Genomic DNA, 19,679 nt, shown 5'->3' on the forward strand with positions numbered 1-19,679 from the left:
TGGCCTCAATAAAGCTCTTCATTTTTGATCGGAGTGCTCAAAGAATCAACCAGACTAAAAAGCGTTGTATCAACAGATTGTACATGCTCTTGCACTGGAACACCGTCACGTAAATAGCCCTGAATGCGATTATCATAGACGGTAAATTCTCGGCCAAAAGAGAAAACGTATTGTTCAAGTTGACCAGTTTGCCGATTAAGCACAAGAATAGTATCACTTTTAGCACAATCCGCATTCTGAGCGCAATCCTTCGGGTCAACGAAATTGCCTACGAGGATCTGCCAATTCTGATCCCACGTCTTAATCAGATACTGATGCGTAACATTCAAATTTTGATCAAAGGCAAGAAAAGTGCTCTGGGCATTCTGCACATCGTAGAGCATCACGCTAAGCGTAGGAAGACCAAAATGACCGATGTACAATACCTGATGCGTTCCAATATTCGATACCGTCTGCTGTTTCGTCAATGACAGTTTCGCGTTGAACTGCAATACGTTGATAGCACCGCTACCTGGATCATACAGTAAGAGTTGGGAACGTCCAGCATTCGTAAAATCACCACTGTAGACAACCCAGTTGCTGCCAAGGCTATGTAGTTCATGATAATCATTGACCAGTAAATGCTGATCAAAATCCATGATACGGCCTTCACCCTCAGTGCGATCATACAGGAAAATGCCATCTTGTTGCGCATTGACAAAATGACCAACGTACACCTCCCAATTAGCGTGCCAGAGCGTATACGTTTGACTATCACGAATACTAAAATCCGCATTAAAGTCTAGCAACATAACATTGGCAGAGCGCCCATTTTTCTCCCAATCGGATAAAGGCGTGCCGCTAAGATCTCCTTGTTGATCGGGTGTGATGTCTTCACTCAAAGCAGAAGTTGATGAGAAAGCATAACTCATATTCTGCGTCTTCGAAACATCTGCTGAAGGTGTTGCAGACGACTTAGGCTTCACGGTAGGCGTCGCTGTCGGTGCAACGGTTGGTGTCGGCGCTAGAGTAGGTGTCGCGGTCGCTGTAGGTGTTGGCGTTGGTGTCGGTACCGGTGTTGGAGTCACAACAGGTGTCGGCACCGGAGTCGCCGTTACAACGGGAGTAGGCGTTACCGTTGGCGTCACAACAGGTGTCGCCGTGGGTTTGGGTGTTGGCGTCACAACAGGCGTCGCCGTGGGTTTGGGTGTTGGCGTCACAACAGGCGTCGCCGTGGGTTTAGGAGTCGCAGTCGCAGTTGGAGACGGCCGTGTTGTCGGACTCGCTTTGACAGTTGGTGTCACTGAAGGTGTTGCAACTTCTCCTGGTACAGTGGGATTCGTTGGCTCAGTCGGCGCATTAGCATCCGGTAACGAAGGAGCGTCAGAGCTACTACTTGTAGCCAGAGCATAGCGCTTATACAGGAATACACCACTACTCTTCCCATTAAAGCGTCCCACAGAGAGATCCCAATCGGTCCCGATATCTGAAATCGTCACGTGCTTCTTGATGCTAAAATCTGTGTTGAAACTGATAAGTTGGATTGTCCCGGCGGCACGATCATACAACAAAAGCTCGGATGCTTTGCCACCAGAAAAATTGCCAACATAAATATTGAGAGATGATCCCCACATGCCGGCAGGTGTAGTAGCATCTCCAAGAGTCACAAGTGGCGAATCAGCCTCAGGAACCTGAAATAGAGTATCGCCACTTGATCCATCGGCAGAAGGGCGCGGACGTACCTTCTGCGCCACTACGGGTTGCTGATTCAATTTATAAATCTGCAAACTGCCTTGCTGCCGATTATAAAGAAGCAAGCTATTTGTTCCCGTACCGGTGAAGTCCGCATTGAACTCCTGATCCGATGAGGATGGTGAAAGACCTAACGCGATCCGATCGCTTGTATACGTTGCAGGTTGCTGAATTATGCTGGTATTTGACGCAGATGCATTTGACGTCGCATCAGGCGACGCACTTGATGTGTTATTGGCCTGGGTCACCGCATTCGATGGGTCACTTAGCCCATTAATACCTGGGAGTTGAGCAAATAACTTTTCGTCGATCGACTGGGGAAAGTAAATGAAGCGCAACTGCCCATTCTGATACTGTGCACTATTGATCAGAGAGACGCTATAATCCTTCCCAGTATACATGTACTGAGGATCACCATAACTCTCGAAGGTTACATTAAAAGTTGAGTTGTCGTCGCTTACCGCGGTCACGAAAGCCACGTGTCCAGCTGAACTAGTTGCCCAGTAGCCATCATTGACAGGAAAGACCGCAATCGAACCGAGGCGTGGAGTGGTCCCTACCGATAAGCCTGCTCCCTGGGCATCAATCGCCCATTCAGCGGCATTCCCCCAGTTTGAAGGAAGATTGTAATTAAGCAGATGCCATTGTTCCCAGGCCCACCAGACGCAGTTTCCACCAGTTGGATAGGGACCAGGACACAGTGTATATGGGTTTCCATCAGAAGAAAAATATGCCTGACTACAGTTGTCAGAAGCTTTCTGCACATGAGACTGTTGGGCACTGACAGATGATCCAAGCAACGGTGAAAACTCTATTGCCACCATACAACAAATAAAAAATAAACCAACAGCCCTTACCCATATACGATGATTAGAGCGACTGCTCATAATACGTTGACTCTTCAGCATCCGTCCTTGAGCTGAAAAAAGCATACAGAACACACCTTCCTACGACAAACTGAGATGGTACATTCTTTTCAATCGAGCCCATAAAATCAGGCATGTATATATGCCAATTGAGGTGTCTAGAGAATTTAGCGCTGTAGCTTGTGGCACACTCGTAACGACATGTCTAGACTTAGGGGCATTAAGCACATTATTCAAGATATGCAGGTTTATAGCCCTGACACACGACAAAGTATACCATTGTATTTATCTAGAATCAAGCCACGGTCGTTCTTTTCTAGTACTTACGGCGACCGATAAAGCTTCCCACGGCTCGCAGAAGAAGGTTCTAAGATTGGAAAAAACTTGTTATCTACGCGATTTTTCCTCCGAAAACAATTGACAATAGATACCATGCATGTTATTATGTCAGCGTTAAGGGCGATTAGCTCAGTTGGTTAGAGCGCTACGTTGACATCGTAGAGGTCACAGATTCGAGTTCTGTATCGCCCATTTGAGTAATTGGTTTTCTGCTGTTTGCTCACATCGAGGGCGATTAGCTCAGTTGGTTAGAGCGCTACGTTGACATCGTAGAGGTCACAGATTCGAGTTCTGTACCGCCCACCCTTCTGGTCATCTATTTATGGATGACCTTCTTTTTTTCTTCTTCGCTATCACTATGTAGCCACCCCCATCAACAACTTGCAGAGAAAGAGGTAAAACAACCGTATAATATTTCGCTGCTTATTCAGGTCGCCAGCTAGCAGGATCAATCGCCTCCTGCTTACCAGTCAACATATTTTTTACTTCGTGGCCTTTTTCTCCATAAGGCAAAAACCAGGCATAAGGAATATTCTTGCGTGAGGCATAACGTAGTTGTTGTGCTTGTTTAATTGGTGTAGGATACAGCTCAACATTGAAGCCACGTTCACGTAGCATTTTAGCAGTTTGAAGTCCCTCACTGAGACGCTCGGCATCGGGGAAAAGAACGAGGATTTGCGTTGGGCATTTCGGTCCGGATTGAATTTTCTGCTCGGCAATGAGTTTCGCAAAGAGACGTGTCAGCCCAATGGAGATACCTACGCCAGGTAAGGCGCGACTAATCATCGAACTGGCCAAATTCTCATAACGTCCACCGGAACAAACGCTCCCAAATGCGGGAAAATCAGTCAGCTTGCCTTCGTAAACAGTACCAGTGTAATAGTCGAAGCCACGCGCAATAGCCAGATCCGCCAGCATGTCCCCGCCCGGGACCTCACTTAGCGCTTCCATCACAAACTGCAATTCATCTAATCCCTGTTCAAGCAGCTCAGATTGTACTCCCAGCTCGTTCACACGGGCTCTAAATGATAGATCGGGTGTACAAATGCTACCAATCGCCAGACAACGCTCCGCCAAATCCCTGTGCATGGCGAGAGTTTCTTGCAGTTGAGATAGAACACCATCTCGACCAATTTTATCGAGCTTGTCCACAACCCGAATAACAGGAATGGTATCCTCGATACCCAGTCCTTTAAAATATCCTTCGAGAACTTTACGATTACTGATATGCATTTGAAAATTCTCGATACCCAGTTGATTGAAGATTTCATACACGATGACGGCCATCTCCGCATCGAAGTGCAATGGCACGCTATTATTGTTTATCACATCGATATCACATTGATAGAACTCGCGATATCTTCCCTCCTGTGGTCGTTCACCGCGCCATACACGCTGTATCTGATAGCGTTTGAACGGAAAGACAAGGTCGTTATAGTGTTCCGAGACATAGCGTGCCAGAGGAACGGTAAGATCATAGTGTAGCCCTAAACGTGCATCGTTCTTATCTCCCGCTCCTTGCAGACGCTTAATAGTATAAATCTCTTTATCAGTTTCACCTTTAGCCAGAAGAACCTCGATCGCTTCCACCGAGGGTGTCTCAATCGAGCAAAATCCATAGCTTTCAAAGATGCGTCGAATTTCATCCATCCACTGAAGTTCAACTATACGTTGTTCCGGCAGCCATTCAACAAAACCGCTTACTTTTGTCATGCCAATTACTCCTTGCGATAAATTCAAATAGAATTTTGCCTATTTGAACAAAAAAACGTCGCTGCTTCACAATTGGAGCAGCGACGCCTTGAAAAGCAGATTTATGCCCGTGGTAAAATCGGAATATTCATGCCCTCGTCGCGTGTGCGATGGGTACCTGCAACTTCGCTAATACCGCCCTCGGGATAAACAAGTTTAGCTTCCGCAGCAGGTAACAGACTGGCCACCTCTTTAAGCACGGCATCCAGGAATTGATCTTCGGGAACTGTCTTCACAACCTGTCCTTTACGGAAGATCACGCCTTTACCTTTACCACCAGCAAGGCCCACATCAGCGTCTCTTGACTCCCCGGGGCCATTCACGACGCATCCCATCACAGCCACCTGGATCGGCGTCTGCACTTTAGATAAACGCTTTTCAACTTCATTGGCGACACTGATCACATCAATCTCAACGCGTCCACACGATGGGCAGGAGACAAAAGTGACGCCGCGATTGCGTAATTCGAGCGAGCGTAGAATTTCAAAAGCAACCGGAATCTCTTCCTCAGGTTCCGCGCTCAGGCTAACCCGAACAGTATCCCCAATCCCTTCCGCCAGCAGGAGGCCCAATCCAATAGAGGATTTGACAGAGCCAGATACAAGCGTGCCGGCCTCAGTCACACCGAGGTGCAATGGATAATCGGAACGTTGCGAGAAGCGGCGATATGCTTCGACAGCGGTTAAAACGGTTGAGGATTTCAAGGAGACATCGATCTCATGATAATCCAAGGCCTCACACCAGCTAATATATTCCAGCGCTTTCGCAACCATACGCTCAGCTAAACGCTCGCGCTCCATGCGCCGCGCCTCAGCTGGATCGGAACGCTCTAGAGTCCCATCATCACGCAGACGCACCTGAACGCGCTGCATCTGAGCTCCTTTATCCATGGCATCAATTGAACCTGAGTTGACACCGATACGCATAGCAACCCCACGTTCTTTGGCCGCCAGCACAATCTTCTCCAACGATTCGCGGCCTCTCAGGAGGTTCCCTGGATTAATACGGACTTTATCAATACCCTGACGGATCGCTTCTAAAGCCAGCTCGGGATTATAATGGACATCTGCCACCAGAGGTATATTTATACGCCGCTTAATTTCGCTTAATACGACCGCATCTTCCATCTCGGGGACCGCGACACGCACGATCTCACAACCAACATCTTGTAAGCGATAAATTTGCGCAATAGTAGATTCTACATCACGCGTATAAGTAGTGGTCATTGATTGTACAGAGATTGGCGCACCTCCGCCAATCGCAACATTTCCTACATGAATTTGACGTGTGTTTTTTCGCATAACTAACTTTGAGCTCCGTTTAGCTGCCCCAATGCATAATGTCACTCACCGTGACGACGACCATCAGGACTAATAGTAAGGCAAAACCGACAAGATTGATAAGACCTTCACGCTCTGGCTTCAAACGCTTTCCGCCACGTAGTAATTCTACTAATATAAGAAAGACGCGTCCGCCATCAAGAGCGGGGAATGGTAAGATGTTAAATATAGCCAGATTCAGACTCAGTGCAGCCGTAAGGCTCAAAATGGGCCACCAACCAACTGTAGGAGTCTCAGAGGCAACAGATTGAGTTACCTGGGCAATCCCTACTGGCCCCGAGATTTGTGGCTGAATAGCGCCAATAATCATCTTGCCAATAATTGCCAGATAATCATGCACAAACTGGAATGTGTGCACAATACCCCTAAATGGCGCTTGCCATAACGGATAATGCATCGTGACGATTTTACTCGTCACACCCATAGCACCTTCACCCGCTGCTGGATGCGTCCGGGCAGCGACGGTAATCTCTACAGGCGTTTTTTCATTACTATGTAAGACAGTTAAGTGAAGTGTGAAATGGGATTCATTCTTATTCGCAGATGCGAGTACCTGACTTACCACTGTTGACATGGTATTAAAATCTGGAGTTTTCTTCCCATTCACGGTCAAAATAGTATCATCTACCCGCAGGCCTGCTAGAGCGGCTGGCGAATTTGGCTCAACGGATCCAATCATCGCATTGGTGCTGGCTACTGGCTCTCCCAGACCATAAGCCACCGTAAAAAGCGCGATACCCAGCAAAAAATTCATAAAAACGCCTGCACAGAGTACCACAATCCGTTTTCCTGCCGATTTGGCAGCAAACGAACCGGCATCATAGTGATCATTTTCATCATAGGCATCGCCGCTTTCACCAGGCATGCGCACGAAACCGCCAATCGGTAAAAGATTGAGTGAGTAAATCGTATGATGTGGGCGTTCAGGCTCAACAGATCCCTTGCCACCACTGACACCACTAAAGGGGTTCTGAATATTACTTGTATCGACCGAACTTCCTCGCCCCAACCACATAACCTCCCAGCCGCCACGGTCGCGCTTGCGCACACTGACAATATTCGGAGGAATACCAATACCAAACTCTTCAACGCGAATACCAGCCCACTTGGCAGTAATAAAGTGCCCAAGCTCGTGTACAAATACAAGCAGTGCAAAGACTGGAATAACAGCAAGTATATACCAGTTCATCCCCTTTATCCTTTACTCCCACAAATGCTTATTAAGAATTTGTGTCTACTATGTCTTACTTCCTCAACACACAGATGTGAGACAACACCGCAACAGATGCGTACAGAGAGATAGCTAAGCATGTTTCTTCCACAGCTCTCGTACAGTACGTCGTCCCCAGGCACAAGCCTCCAGAGTCGTGGCGACATCAGGTTGTTCAACCGACTGATGCCGTTCTAAAACACCTTCAATCAGTCGAGCGATCTCCACATATCCAATCTTGCCCGCCAGGAATAATTCCACAGCCTCTTCATCAGCGCCAACCAGGGCACAGGGATAGGTTCCACCACGTCTCCCTGCTTCAACAGCCAGGCGGAAACATGGGAAACGTGCGAGATCCAGGTCCTCAAAACGCAGAGACCCGATCTCAGACCAGCGCAGTTCGCGAATAAAATCCGTCGCCGAGGCATCCAAACGGTGAGGATATCCCAACGCATTCATAATAGGAAGATGCATACTTGGTAAACTGGCCTGCATCTTGATCGAGCCATCAATGAACTCAACCATGGAGTGAATAATGCTTTCAGGCTGCACCACCACCTCCATCCGCTCATAAGGAACGTCGAAGAGCCAGTGGGACTCGATCACTTCCAGGCCCTTATTCATCAGGGTAGAGCTATCGATCGTGATCTTTGGCCCCATCTGCCATGTCGGATGAGCCAGAGCCTGCTTCACGGTAACCTGCTTCAGATCTTCTACCGGAGTCATCCGAAAAGGACCACCAGAAGCCGTCAGCAACAGGCGTTTAATCTCTTTCTTCTCTTCGCCTCGTAGACACTGCCAGATGGCGCTATGCTCGCTATCAATGGGGAATATCGGCACCCCGGCTCGTTGGGCAGCCTGTGTCACAAGATGACCGGCCATCACTAACGTCTCTTTGTTGGCAATAGCGATAGCCTTACCGGCCCCAATCGCAGCCAGTGTAGGCACCAGGCCAACCAGACCCGATGTGGCTGCCACCAATACATCAGCGTCGGAATGAGTTGCCACCGCTAACAGGCCTTGCTCGCCGAGCAGAGCCTGGGGTAACAAGCGACGTGCTTTCGCTTCAACTTCTGGCGAATCAGCATAGCAGGTCACCAATTCCGGATGAAACTCCTGTACTTGCTGAGCCAGCAGATCAACATTGCTTCGTGCCGCCATGGCAACAATGCGGAAATGTTCAGGAAAACGTCTCACCACATCGAGGGTTTGTCGCCCAATCGATCCTGTACTTCCCAGCAAAGCAATACGTTTAGGGAATATCGTCATACCAATTCAACCTATGAAAAATATATACACGTGCTCACACAACGCAAGCAACGATTCAGTTTTATCTCTCAACCTGATTATAGCATGTACGAATGAAGCCCGAGGATAGTCAGCTACTTTGGCCTATTGACTCTCCCCCGGAGGCACGATGAGTACCACACTAGCTTAGTGAAAGAACAAGGCAAAAATGTAGACGACAATCGCGGCGAAGATCAGGCTATCAATACGATCCAGCATACCACCATGGCCGGGCATAATCTGTCCACTATCTTTCACATGCATCTGGCGTTTAATCACCGACTCGGCAAGATCTCCCAAGGTAGATGCAACCCCTATCAGCAAACCTAATAGGATAGCGAAATACCAGGGCACACCCAGGGGAATAGAGGTAAGGAGCAAGCCAGCCAGCACTGAAATGACCATACCACCAGCCACCCCTTCCCAGGTTTTCCCGGGACTAATATTGGGAGCCAGTTTATGGCGTCCTAGATAACGTCCGGTAAAAAAGGCTGCGCCATCAAATCCCCATACGCCAAGCAGGAGCACGAGCACCCACCAGACTCCTGCTGGCAATGTCACCCAGCTTCCGACCATCCAATGAAAAGAGACTATTTCATAGCCACGTAACAGCAAAAAGTAGCTCATTGACCAGCCCAGATAGACCGGCACAGCCAGAGTCAATGCCCAATCGACCATCGATCCCTCAAAGGTTGAGCGGAAAAACAGCCAGCAGAAAGAGAGAATCACAGAGGCTCCCAGGCCGATCTGTAAGATAACTAATCTTTGATCCGGGAACATGGCAGAGATTAAAAAGAGGAAACAGAGGCTAAAACTCATCCAGATGATTGGATGATAGCCAGCTTTCGTTAACATCGTATGCAGTTCTATCGCCCCTAACACAACAACCAACGCACAGCCTGCGAAGGACATCCACCCACCAAATCCGACAAAAAGGAGCACGACCGGAATTGCAATACCTGCGGTCAACAAACGTTGGCCGACAGACGATTTCTCTTTTTTTGCGGGTTCATTTAGACCCGTTGTTCTATTTTGCTTACTTGTGCCTTGCAAACAATTCACGTCCTCAATAAAGTTCTCTTTTGTTCCAACAATGATAATGCTATCCTATCAGAACAAAACACGCAACTTTAGAGCTTTTCAGTACTCATCTTAACGCCACAATCCTTGTTCAGCGCTCATCCCTCGATCAGCACCAGTGCAAGAAAGGTCCATACAAAAAAGAATACGTAGAGCAGCAAAAGGTTACCCTACGTATTCTATCATTAATCGCTACTTCGAGGGCGCATCAAGCAGACCAAAACGTCGCTTACGCTGATAAAAACTTTCGAGAGCGGCCATCAAATCTTCGGGTCCAAAGTCTGGCCAGAGCGTAGACGTGGCGTAATATTCACTGTAGGCAGATTGCCAGAGGAGAAAATTGCTGACACGCATTTCGCCAGCGGTACGAATCACCATATCGGGATCAGGAAGATCGCGCGTGTAGAGATAGGAAGCAATCAAATCCTCATCAATCGTCTCTGGATCACGCCCATCAAGCATCATCTGGCGAATCGCATCGACCAACTCGGCCCGTCCTCCGTAATTAAAACAGAGGTTCAGCCCAATCCCTGTATTATTCTTTGTCAATTCAACCGACTCATGGATGGCACTCTGGATATCGGGAGAGAGATCATACAATCGACCAAGATGACGCAAACGAACTCCATCGCGGTGTAACTTTCCCACATCTGAGCGAATGGTCTCCCAAAAGAGACGCATCAAACCTTCAACTTCAGGTTTTGGTCGTCCCCAATTCTCGGTTGAAAAGGCATAGACGCTGATTAAATCAACCTTCTTTTCATCGGAAGCGAATTTTACCACACGTCGCAGCGCCGAGACACCTGCCTGATGTCCAGCGAGACGCGGTAGGTGCCTCTTTGAAGCCCAGCGCCCATTGCCATCCATAATAATGGCAATGTGGCGCAGTGGCGACTGATTCTCAGATGCGACCTTGGGTGTTTGCTCTAAAGTCTTCTCTTTTCCTTTCATGGATGAAAAGAGTTGTTGCATCTTGGCCAAAGTTAGACCTCCAGGATCTCCAGTTCCTTTGCTTTTCCGATCTTCTCCATCTCATCGATAAAGCGATCGGTGAGCTTTTGCAGCCGGTCGGTACTGCGTTTGAGCTCATCTTCAGAAACTTCTTTTTTCTTTTCACGATCGCGCAGTTTATCCTGAGTGTCGCGACGGATATTGCGGATCGCAACCTTATGTTCATCAGCTTTTTTATGCAGACTCTTCACCAGATCCCGCCGTCGCTCTTCACTCATCGGTGGAATAATCAGGCGAATAACTTGCCCATCATTATTCGGGTTAATACCCAGATCAGACTTTTGAATTGCCTTTTCAATATCAACCAGCATTTTCCTATCCCAGGGCGAAATCACCAGGACGCGAGCCTCTGGAATAGTGACTGAAGCCACTTGATTGATTGGTGTTGCGGCACCATAATACTCGACGGTAATGCGATCTATTAGAGCAGAACTCGCCCGGCCAGCACGAATAGAATTGAGATCTTGCTTTAAAGCATCAATCGCTTTCTGCATCCGCCGTTCTGCATCTCCAAGTAAATCTGCTGTCATGGCATACTTCCTTTTCTCTAGGCACCAGATGCACCTCAAAAACGGGACGTGACGAAAGAAGTAGCGCAACATGTTGCACGACTAATCAGGCTCTTTCACGTCATTAGTGACCAGTGTACCACACTTTTCACCCCGCATAATGGCCTCTAGAGCACCTACCTGGTGCAAATTAAAAACCAGAATCGGCATGTTATTATCTTTACACAAAGAAAGCGCAGTACTATCCATGACCTTCAGACCCATATTCAAAGCCTGCATATAGCTCAACTCATCGAAACGGTGAGCGCGAGGGTTCTGCATGGGATCCTCATCATAGATGCCATCCACTTTGGTCGCTTTGAGCAACACCTGTGCATTGAGTTCAACGGAGCGCAATGCAGCAGCAGTATCTGTAGTAAAGAATGGATTTCCGCTACCGGCAGCCAGAATTACCACACGCCTCTTCTCAAGGTGGCGAATGGCTCGACGACGAATAAAAGGCTCTGCGACAGGTGGCATCTCGATAGCGGTCTGGACCCGTGTACTAATGCCCAACTTTTCCATCGCATCCTGCATAACCAACGAGTTCATCACTGTTGCCAGCATACCAACATAGTCAGCAGTTCCGCGATCGATACCAGTCGCAGCTGCGTCAGCACCACGCCACATATTTCCACCGCCGATCACCAACGCAACCTCTACCCCTAAGTTATGCACACTCTTGATCTCACCGGCGATCCGCCGTACAGTATCGGCATCGATGCCGGTTCCATGTGCTCCAAGAGCCTCACCACTTAACTTGAGTAAGATACGCCGATATTTTGGCTCGCCTGACATATTCCCATTCTCCCTTGTACGCGACCATGAGGAACGCCTCTTTGTCTTGCTGTCTTCTACAATCACCAGGATATCCCCTTAAGGGGATATCCTGCCCGAACACGGTCTAAAAACTGTCGGCTATTCTCCCACAGCAAAGCGGCTAAAGCGGCGTACAACGATATTTTCGCCTGTCTCGGCAATCACTCGACGTACAAGCTCACCAACGGTGATCGCTTCGTCCTTTACAAATGGCTGCAACATGAGAACCTGCTCACTGAACTCTTTATTGAGCTTTCCTTTGAGAACTTCTTCTTTGCGTCCCTCAGGTACACGAGCCATCGAAGGGTCTTCTGCATGTTTCTGACGAGAGGCCTCCAGGACTTCGGCCGGAATATCCTCATAATTCACGTATTTAGGAGCAACACCAACAATCTGTAGGGCCAGATTGTTAGCGAGATTGCGGAAACTTTCGCTACGAGCAACAAAGTCCGTGCTACAATTAATCTCAATTAAAACACCAATGCGATTGTTGTGATGAATATAAGAAAAAACACCACCCTCTTTTGTCTCTCGACCGGCGGTAACCATCTTTTCAGCCTTCTTATCGCGGCGGCTTTCCAGATATTTGACCGCCTCACCCCACGAGGCAGATTCGGTTAGGGCCTTCTTACAATCAACGAACGTAGCACCTGTTTCGTCGCGCAACTTTTTTACGTCTGCGGCTATGTACTCCATGCTATAGTTTCTCCTCAATCTGCTTTCTATGATACTCAGATTCGCCAGGGCATACAACAACTGCTGTCCATCTTTTTTGGTCTCTGAGTGCTTGACAAATGTGAAATGAGCAGATTACGCGCTCAAATCATGCGTAATCGGGCAATATATCTACACAAAAAGGCGGGAGTCAGGGAGCACATATGCCCCTTTTCTCCCACCAAAACGATTTCTTAATTGTTAACTAATGAGCCTCTTTGGAAACCAGTTCTGGCTCCGGAGTGGGTGCCGTCTCCGTGGCTGGCTCCGCAGTTGCGGAAGCTGGCTCAGAAGTCTCTGCCACTGGCGCTGGTGCCTCTTCAGAGGTCTCTGCAACCGGTGCGGTCGTAGCAACCTCAGGAGTTGCAACTGGCGCAGCAACTTCAGCAGGTGCCGCCGGTGTTGTGGTCATCTCTTCTACTGGAGCTTCGCTCTCACCTGGATCTGCATCCTTCTGCTGAGCCTCAAGTTCGCGACGACCTTCAACAGCAGCATCTGCGATTTTAGCACACAGTAAGCGAACTGCACGAATAGCATCATCATTAGCAGGAATGGGATAATCCATCTCGTCAGGATCACTATTGGTATCTGCTAAAGCAATAATCGGAATCTCTAGACGACGAGCTTCCAGCACAGCGGTGCGCTCTTTGCGCGTATCGATAATAAAGATAGCCGTAGGTAAGCGGCGCATATCTTTAATACCACCCAGGATGCGCTCAAGGCGAGCGATTTCATCCTGCATGTGCTGAACCTCTTTTTTAGGAAGGCGCTCAAATTCACCACGGTCTCGGCGGGTCTCCAACTCACGCAAGTAGGTGATACGTGATTGAATGGTTTTAAAGTTGGTCAACATACCGCCAAGCCAACGCTGGTTCACGAAGTACATGCCACAACGCCTCGCCTCTTCGGCAACAGCCTCTTGTGCCTGCTTCTTTGTGCCTACAAAGAGCAATGTACCACCGCCAGCGACCAATTGCTCTACAAACTTGTAGGCATCGTTGAGGCGTGTGACTGTCTGCTGGAGATCAATGATATGGATACCATTACGGTCCATGAAGATGAACTGCTGCATCTTCGGATTCCAGCGACGTGTCTGGTGACCAAAATGGACACCAGCTTCTAACAATTGTTTCATCGAAATGATGTTAGCCAAAAAATGGACCTCCCTTGATCCTCCGCTCTCACCTAATGGCGTCAGGGTCCCCTAAGGCAAACGAGTCTGGCTCCAAACATCTATAGAAGTTATGGACCCCAGGGTCAGCGCTTTTCCAGAGAGCGTGTGTACTTTTTATCTGTCTATCTTATATCAACTAGCGAGCGGCTCTTGCCTGCTTCGAGAGTGAAGTATAACACAGAGCTACAGTGGACGCAAGAAATAAGGAGGATCGATAATTGGAAATTTTTATCCTTCTTATCATATATATATATGATATGACGTCCATATAAATTTATGCTCTAAAAAGATGGTCGGTACTGTATGCTTATTGAATTCATGCGTATAGTAGAGAGTGAGTGTACACATTTCTGGCTAAGCAAGTTATGTAACGCCCATACCATTTTCAGGGGTCGTAGATGGAGAAAGGGATTGATAAAAATGGTAAATATTTTAATTGTTGACGACCACTCGCTCATGCGTCGTGCGGTACGTGAGGTGGTCGAGAAAGAGCCTGATCTTAAAGTTGTAGCAGAAGCTTGCAATGGACAAGAGGCGGAGAGCCAGGCAGCACAAACGCTACCAGACGTCGTTCTAATGGATGTTGATATGCCTGATTGTAGCGGCTTCGATGCCACTGAACGCGTTTTAGCATGTTCTCCTCACTCACGCGTCATCATTTTTACCTCCTCTCACCAGGATCAACTGCTCTTCCAGGCTATTCAGAAAGGGGCCATCGGCTATATCACCAAGGATATCGAACCTGACGCGTTAATTCATGCCATACACTGTGCAGCACGTAATGAACTTTGTATTCCAGGAGCTTTTGCAACTCAAGTTCTCACCCATCTACGTTCATACTGGAAGATCAGTACGCCTTACAATAGTTTGATATCCGCTGCTGTTTCTTACCGTACATCCCGACGTACCATTCGCCTGGCAACTGGAGAAGATGCACACTTATTAGATACTGCTACTTCGTTGCCAAGACCTTTAACCGATCGTGAGAGACAAATCCTCGATCTGATGCGTAAAGGACGAAAAAATCGAGAAATTGCCCTGGAACTTGCAATTGCAGAGTCAACCGTTCATAAACATGTCCAAAATATTTTTGAAAAATTGCACGCGCGTAATCGTACCGAAGCCATCTATCTCACCAGCGCAGAGGCCTGAGCCGCCTCATCTCGCCAACGTATCAGCCTCATATTTCAGAAATTGGTCAGAATCCGTATGATACAATATTAGGTGTTGCAGAGAGACGCTACACAATCACACAGGATAAGATACGTGCAAGAACAACGAATGAGTCAATTCGGAACACCTCATCCGAAAGGAGATCAGGCCGAAGAGAAAGCCTCCTTTCTGGCTCAGACTGACATTTTTCAGCGACTGGATGCACATGATATCAACGAACTAAATCGGATTACAACGGCACTGACTTGCCCTCCTGGACGCGTTCTTTACCGTCCAGGAGAGACAAGTAATGTCCTCTTTTTTGTCAAAACTGGTAACATACAGCTCTATCATCTCTCAACTGATGGCAGAAAACTGATTACTGCAACGCTGGAGGATGGAGCATGTTTTGGTGAGCAGCTCCTGTGTGGTCAACACACGTATACCAGTTTCGCAGAAGCCACAACTTCATCCTACCTCTACCAGATCAACAAAATAGACATTGATGATCTCCTCACCCGTCATCCAGCGATTGCGTGTGCGCTTTTGCAAATGATAGGAAAGCGTTTGATACAGATGGAAGCACGCCTGGTGAGTACCACATTCAAAAGTGTCACAGCACGTCTGGCAGGACTCTTACTACAACTTGCACAATCCCAAATTGAGCAAAAGTGTCAGGAAATTGTCGTCAATGGCTTTAGCCATGAAGAGCTAGCCGATCGTTTAGGTGTCTATCGTGAAACAGTCAGCGCTGCCTTACGTGAATTGAGAGAGATAGATGCAATCAAGCTTGGGCGCAAACATATTACCATCAACTATCCTGAATTACTGCGCGATGTAGAACAAACAGGCAGCAAAGCAGGACTACATAGACGAGAATAACTGATGATTATCAAAGCACAACACGTCAAAAAAATCTATCGCACAGGGCAACTGCGCGTTGAAGCCCTCAGCGATATTTCTTTGGAGATCGCCGAGGCAGAAATTGTCGCCATTATGGGTCCTAGCGGCTGCGGAAAAACCACGCTGCTTAATTGCCTCTCAGGACTCGACACTATCGATAAAGGTGATATCTATATTCGTAATGATAACTTACGCGACCTGAGCGAACGCGAGCGGACAGCCTATAGAGCACAGCATATGGGGTTCATCTTTCAAGATTTCAACTTGCTACCAGTGCTCTCCGCCGTTGAGAATGTAGAACTCCCATTGCTTGTTACCAGAGTAGGTGCCGCGAAAGCACGTCGCCGGGCACTAGAAATGCTTGATATCGTAGGTCTGGCCAACAGGGCCAATCATCGTCCAGCAGAATTATCCGGAGGGCAGCGGCAGCGTGTCACCATCGCGCGAGCACTGACAAATAATCCTGCGCTTGTCTGGGCCGATGAGCCAACGGGGAATCTGGATAGTGAGACAGCACGAGAAATCATAGAATTGCTGCTGCGCTTGAACCAGGAACATCAGCAGACCTTTATACTCGTGACGCATGCCCAGGAGATTGGCAACGTCGCTAATCGCATCATTCATATGCGCGATGGCAAAATCATGCCCTCCTGAAAATCAGGAGGGCTATTTTTCGCAGCCAATGCGATTATCCTATTTAGCCAGCGTATGAGCATTTAATTGCGCACGCACGACATCTTTAATATGAGCTGATGAGAGACCATATAATTCTTTGAGGATAGCGACAGCACCATGCTCCACAAAATTATCAGGCAAACCAATGACACGAACTTTCACATCGGTAATTCCATGCTGCTCTAAGAGTTCTAGCACAGCACTTCCAAAGCCACCCGCGACCACATGATCTTCAACGGTCACAAGATGTCCGGTTCCTCGCGCCAGCCGTAAAATCAGATCAGCATCGAGAGGCTTGGCCCAGCGTGCATTGACAACTGCGACATGAATACCTTCATCGGCCAATTCTTTCGCAGCTACTTCAGCCTCCGAAACCATGGAGCCATAAGCAAGAATCACAGCATCCTGCATCTCAGCGGCTTCCAGCGTATCGGGACTCAGCAACTCAGCCTTCCCAACTTCCAGATCGTGCAGCTCGCTCGTCAGAGGAACACCAAGGCCCTTACCACGGGGATAACGCAAGGCGACAGGGCCATCCAGATTGACCGCCGTATAGAGCATATGACGCAGCTCTTCTTCATCCTTGGGAGCCATCACCTTCATGCCAGGAATCATACGTGAGAAGGTGATATCAAAAACGCCATGCTGCGTCTGACCATCCTCTCCCACGATACCGGCCCGGTCCATCGCAAACACCACATGGAGATTCTGCACGCAAATATCGTGGATAATCTGATCAATTGCACGTTGCATAAATGTCGAATAGACAGCGACCACAGGAGAGGTTCCTCCCACAGCCAGGCCACCGGCGAAGGTCACGGCATGTTGTTCTGCAATACCAACATCAAAGTAGCGCTCGGGGAAACGTTGATGCAATTTCTTCAGGCCGGTTCCCTCTTCCATCGCTGCAGTGATACCCACTACTTTAGGATTTTTTTCTGCGATGGCGACCAGGGTATTGGCAAACACTTCCGTATAAGAAAGTGGATCACTGGCATTCTTCTTAATGACACCAGTTGTAAAATCGTACGCGCCAGGTCCATGCCATTTGGTAGAGTCGCCCTCAGCAATTTCCCAGCCCTTCCCTTTTTTGGTCACGACCTGGACAATCACTGGTCCTTCAATCTGCTTGACATTGTCAAAGACATCAAGCAACAATGGAATATCATGTCCATCGAAAGGACCAAAGAACTTAAGACCCAATTCCTCGAAGATCACACCAGTCTTACTATGCATCATAAATTGCTTAAAGCTCGTCTCCGCCCGTCCAGCGGCCTCACGAGCTTTGTCGCCCAGCACTGGTAGTCGCTCTATCGATTCTTTTGCCATATCGCGTACTTTGCGAAAACCTGGCATCGTCTCCATGCGACGAACTTTTCCCAGGTGCTGTGACAGAGCTCCAACGTTATCAGAAATTGATTTATCATTATCATTGAGGACAATAATAAGATTCTTCTTCAGGCTCCCGGCATTATTAATCGCTTCCAGAGCCATCCCACCAGTGAGTGACCCATCGCCAATAATCGCCACTACTTTATGCTGCTCACCCTGCAAATCACGCGCAGCAGCCATTCCTAAAGCAGCCGAGATCGATGTACTTGCATGACTAGCACCAAAGGTATCAAAGGGGCTCTCATCGCGGCGTAAATAGCCTGAGAGGCCACCAAATTGACGAATGGTATGAAAACGATCACGTCGTCCAGTCAAAAGTTTGTGTACATACGCCTGATGACCAATATCCCAGACAAGTAGGTCTTTGGGTGTATCAAACACATAATGAAGTGCCATTGTTAATTCAACAACACCCAGATTAGGAGCTAAATGTCCACCCCGTACCGACACTTTTTCAATGATCTCGCGCCGGATCTCTTTTGCTAAATGCTCCATCTGCGGAACGTTTAAGCTACGCAATTGCTCAGGTCCATTAATGGTATCAAGAATGCTAGTCAATGGTTTCCTCCAAATTACCAGGCACCGGCTTCCCTCTATCTGTATCAGCAGCAAGCGACCAGTAAGTTATTCATAAAAGCGGCTTGCACCACTTATAAAGATGCATAAAATTCGTATAAAGGGTGCAGTAACCAGATACCTTTGACACTATTATAGAAAGGTTCTTTGATACTGGCAAACCCCACAGCCCTAAAAATTCATGCACGTGAGGGCTTGACAAGGGTTAAACGAGCCTCTCAAGCCACGCGAAGTACTCTGAAAGGTCCCTTGACAGGCTTCCTTTTTCTTCTTATGATGGTCTTTATATGGTACCATTCGCAGGTATTACGCAAAAATTGCCTCCTGAGATGCGTACTAGTGGATATTTTTAGCGCAAAAGTATCCCGTCGAAAAACAACCTGTCGCTAAAAACTTGCATTGTTTCTCACTAGCAAGTACTATAGTTTAGCACAGGGCGGAAAGAACCAAGTAAAGTGTGCAATAAAAGCAATATAAAAGGAAGGTAGGAGCGGTGACTCACTCCAGCGATGAGGAGAGCCGCGTATCTTATGACAAGAAAAGATAGCGAAAAAGACTCTGAGAGGCCACATTACTATTCTCAGTTCTGGCTCGATGTGGCTGCGGGTCGCCGCGTGATTGGAGCCCCCAGACCAGAGGAAGACGGAGAAGCAGTCGATTCAGACTCGGACTCCGATATCCCTGAGCCGGCTGTACTTCGTAGAAATCGTCTGAGTGACGATGGCGATGGATTGAGTGATCAGATCGTTCACCCGGTCGCAGAGCCAGTTCGCACACCACAGGATTTTATTGATCCTGATAGAGAAGATGACCTCTCAATCCCCGGCATCCGGGAAGAGTCAGACTATCAGGATGATGTAATCGAAGACACGGATGTTCCGGATATGGACCTGGAGGTTGACGCGGCGGATGATGAGGATGACGAGGACGATGTGACTGAGGAGGTGGACAGCGAGGACGAGGACGAGGATGAGGATGATGATATGAACTGGGGTCGTGGTCGTAAAAAGGCCAAACCAACACGTGCAGTTAAACCTGTCGTAAAAAAACCAGGGAAACGCGATACCCGTCGTCCTTATTAAGTCTCTTTAAACAGAATACAAACAAAAA

15 protein-coding genes, 2 tRNA genes and 1 pseudogene are annotated in these 19,679 nt (G+C 48.0%); 6 read left to right on the forward strand and 12 right to left on the reverse strand.

The features are described from left to right. Nucleotides 1–5 precede the first annotated feature (5 nt). Entirely contained in the window at nucleotides 6–2,663 is a 2,658-nt protein-coding gene (locus AC27N8_RS17580; RefSeq protein ID WP_487068697.1) for a CHAP domain-containing protein, read from the reverse strand. Between the two features lie 391 nt (nucleotides 2,664–3,054). Between AC27N8_RS17580 and AC27N8_RS17585 the strand changes: the two genes are divergently transcribed. Beyond that, nucleotides 3,055–3,128 (forward strand) — tRNA-Val (locus AC27N8_RS17585). A 37-nt stretch (nucleotides 3,129–3,165) separates the two neighbouring features. After that, nucleotides 3,166–3,239, forward strand: a tRNA-Val gene (locus AC27N8_RS17590). 120 nt (nucleotides 3,240–3,359) lie between these two features. Here AC27N8_RS17590 and hisS read toward each other — a convergent pair. From hisS to rpsB, 10 genes and pseudogenes are all read right to left on the reverse strand, one after another. Next, entirely contained in the window at nucleotides 3,360–4,649 is a 1,290-nt protein-coding gene (hisS, locus tag AC27N8_RS17595; protein ID WP_487068698.1) for a histidine--tRNA ligase, read from the reverse strand. A gap of 101 nt (nucleotides 4,650–4,750) precedes the next feature. Next, on the reverse strand, nucleotides 4,751–6,022 hold the full coding sequence (gene ispG, locus AC27N8_RS17600) for a flavodoxin-dependent (E)-4-hydroxy-3-methylbut-2-enyl-diphosphate synthase (RefSeq protein ID WP_487074707.1): 1,272 nt from the start codon (nucleotides 6,020–6,022) through the stop codon (nucleotides 4,751–4,753). Further along, nucleotides 6,009–7,217 (reverse strand): M50 family metallopeptidase, encoded by a 1,209-nt coding sequence (locus tag AC27N8_RS17605; protein ID WP_487068699.1) that lies wholly within the window; start codon nucleotides 7,215–7,217, stop codon nucleotides 6,009–6,011. Before AC27N8_RS17605 ends, ispG begins: the two co-directional genes overlap by 14 nt. A gap of 114 nt (nucleotides 7,218–7,331) precedes the next feature. Beyond that, nucleotides 7,332–8,507, reverse strand: coding sequence for a 1-deoxy-D-xylulose-5-phosphate reductoisomerase (locus tag AC27N8_RS17610; RefSeq protein WP_487068700.1), 1,176 nt, complete (start codon nucleotides 8,505–8,507; stop codon nucleotides 7,332–7,334). 165 nt (nucleotides 8,508–8,672) lie between these two features. Then, nucleotides 8,673–9,578, reverse strand: coding sequence for a phosphatidate cytidylyltransferase (locus AC27N8_RS17615; RefSeq protein ID WP_487068701.1), 906 nt, complete (start codon nucleotides 9,576–9,578; stop codon nucleotides 8,673–8,675). 219 nt (nucleotides 9,579–9,797) lie between these two features. Beyond that, nucleotides 9,798–10,577: a polyprenyl diphosphate synthase gene (gene uppS, locus AC27N8_RS17620; RefSeq protein WP_487074709.1), complete on the reverse strand. Its 780-nt coding sequence runs from the start codon at nucleotides 10,575–10,577 to the stop codon at nucleotides 9,798–9,800. A gap of 11 nt (nucleotides 10,578–10,588) precedes the next feature. Further along, entirely contained in the window at nucleotides 10,589–11,146 is a 558-nt protein-coding gene (frr, locus tag AC27N8_RS17625) for a ribosome recycling factor (protein ID WP_487068702.1), read from the reverse strand. A gap of 81 nt (nucleotides 11,147–11,227) precedes the next feature. Beyond that, complete coding sequence (gene pyrH, locus AC27N8_RS17630; protein ID WP_487068703.1) at nucleotides 11,228–11,962, reverse strand: UMP kinase; 735 nt, start codon at nucleotides 11,960–11,962, stop codon at nucleotides 11,228–11,230. Nucleotides 11,963–12,082: 120 nt separating this feature from the next. After that, nucleotides 12,083–12,679, reverse strand: coding sequence for an elongation factor Ts (gene tsf, locus AC27N8_RS17635; protein ID WP_487068704.1), 597 nt, complete (start codon nucleotides 12,677–12,679; stop codon nucleotides 12,083–12,085). A gap of 430 nt (nucleotides 12,680–13,109) precedes the next feature. Beyond that, nucleotides 13,110–13,832 (reverse strand): annotated as a pseudogene (rpsB, locus tag AC27N8_RS17640) (30S ribosomal protein S2); the annotation flags it as partial. 459 nt (nucleotides 13,833–14,291) lie between these two features. Between rpsB and AC27N8_RS17645 the strand changes: the two are divergent. From AC27N8_RS17645 to AC27N8_RS17655, 3 genes are all read left to right on the forward strand, one after another. After that, a complete protein-coding gene (locus AC27N8_RS17645) occupies nucleotides 14,292–15,023 on the forward strand; it encodes a response regulator (protein ID WP_487068705.1) in 732 nt (243 codons plus the stop codon). Between the two features lie 114 nt (nucleotides 15,024–15,137). After that, the gene (locus tag AC27N8_RS17650) at nucleotides 15,138–15,905 is read left to right on the forward strand and encodes a Crp/Fnr family transcriptional regulator (protein ID WP_487068706.1); all 768 of its coding nucleotides are present in this window, start codon (nucleotides 15,138–15,140) and stop codon (nucleotides 15,903–15,905) included. 3 nt (nucleotides 15,906–15,908) lie between these two features. Further along, nucleotides 15,909–16,580, forward strand: coding sequence for an ABC transporter ATP-binding protein (locus tag AC27N8_RS17655; protein ID WP_487068707.1), 672 nt, complete (start codon nucleotides 15,909–15,911; stop codon nucleotides 16,578–16,580). A gap of 39 nt (nucleotides 16,581–16,619) precedes the next feature. On the opposite strand, the gene dxs is transcribed toward AC27N8_RS17655, so the two are convergent. Further along, nucleotides 16,620–18,551 carry a 1-deoxy-D-xylulose-5-phosphate synthase gene (gene dxs, locus AC27N8_RS17660; RefSeq protein ID WP_487068708.1) on the reverse strand — a complete coding sequence of 644 codons (1,932 nt, stop codon included), beginning with the start codon at nucleotides 18,549–18,551 and terminating at the stop codon, nucleotides 16,620–16,622. A gap of 548 nt (nucleotides 18,552–19,099) precedes the next feature. On the opposite strand from dxs, the gene AC27N8_RS17665 reads away from it, so the two are divergent. After that, nucleotides 19,100–19,651, forward strand: coding sequence for a hypothetical protein (locus AC27N8_RS17665; RefSeq protein WP_487068709.1), 552 nt, complete (start codon nucleotides 19,100–19,102; stop codon nucleotides 19,649–19,651). Nucleotides 19,652–19,679 lie beyond the last annotated feature (28 nt).

The sequence above is a fragment of the Dictyobacter sp. Z7_2 genome, assembly GCF_057551105.1.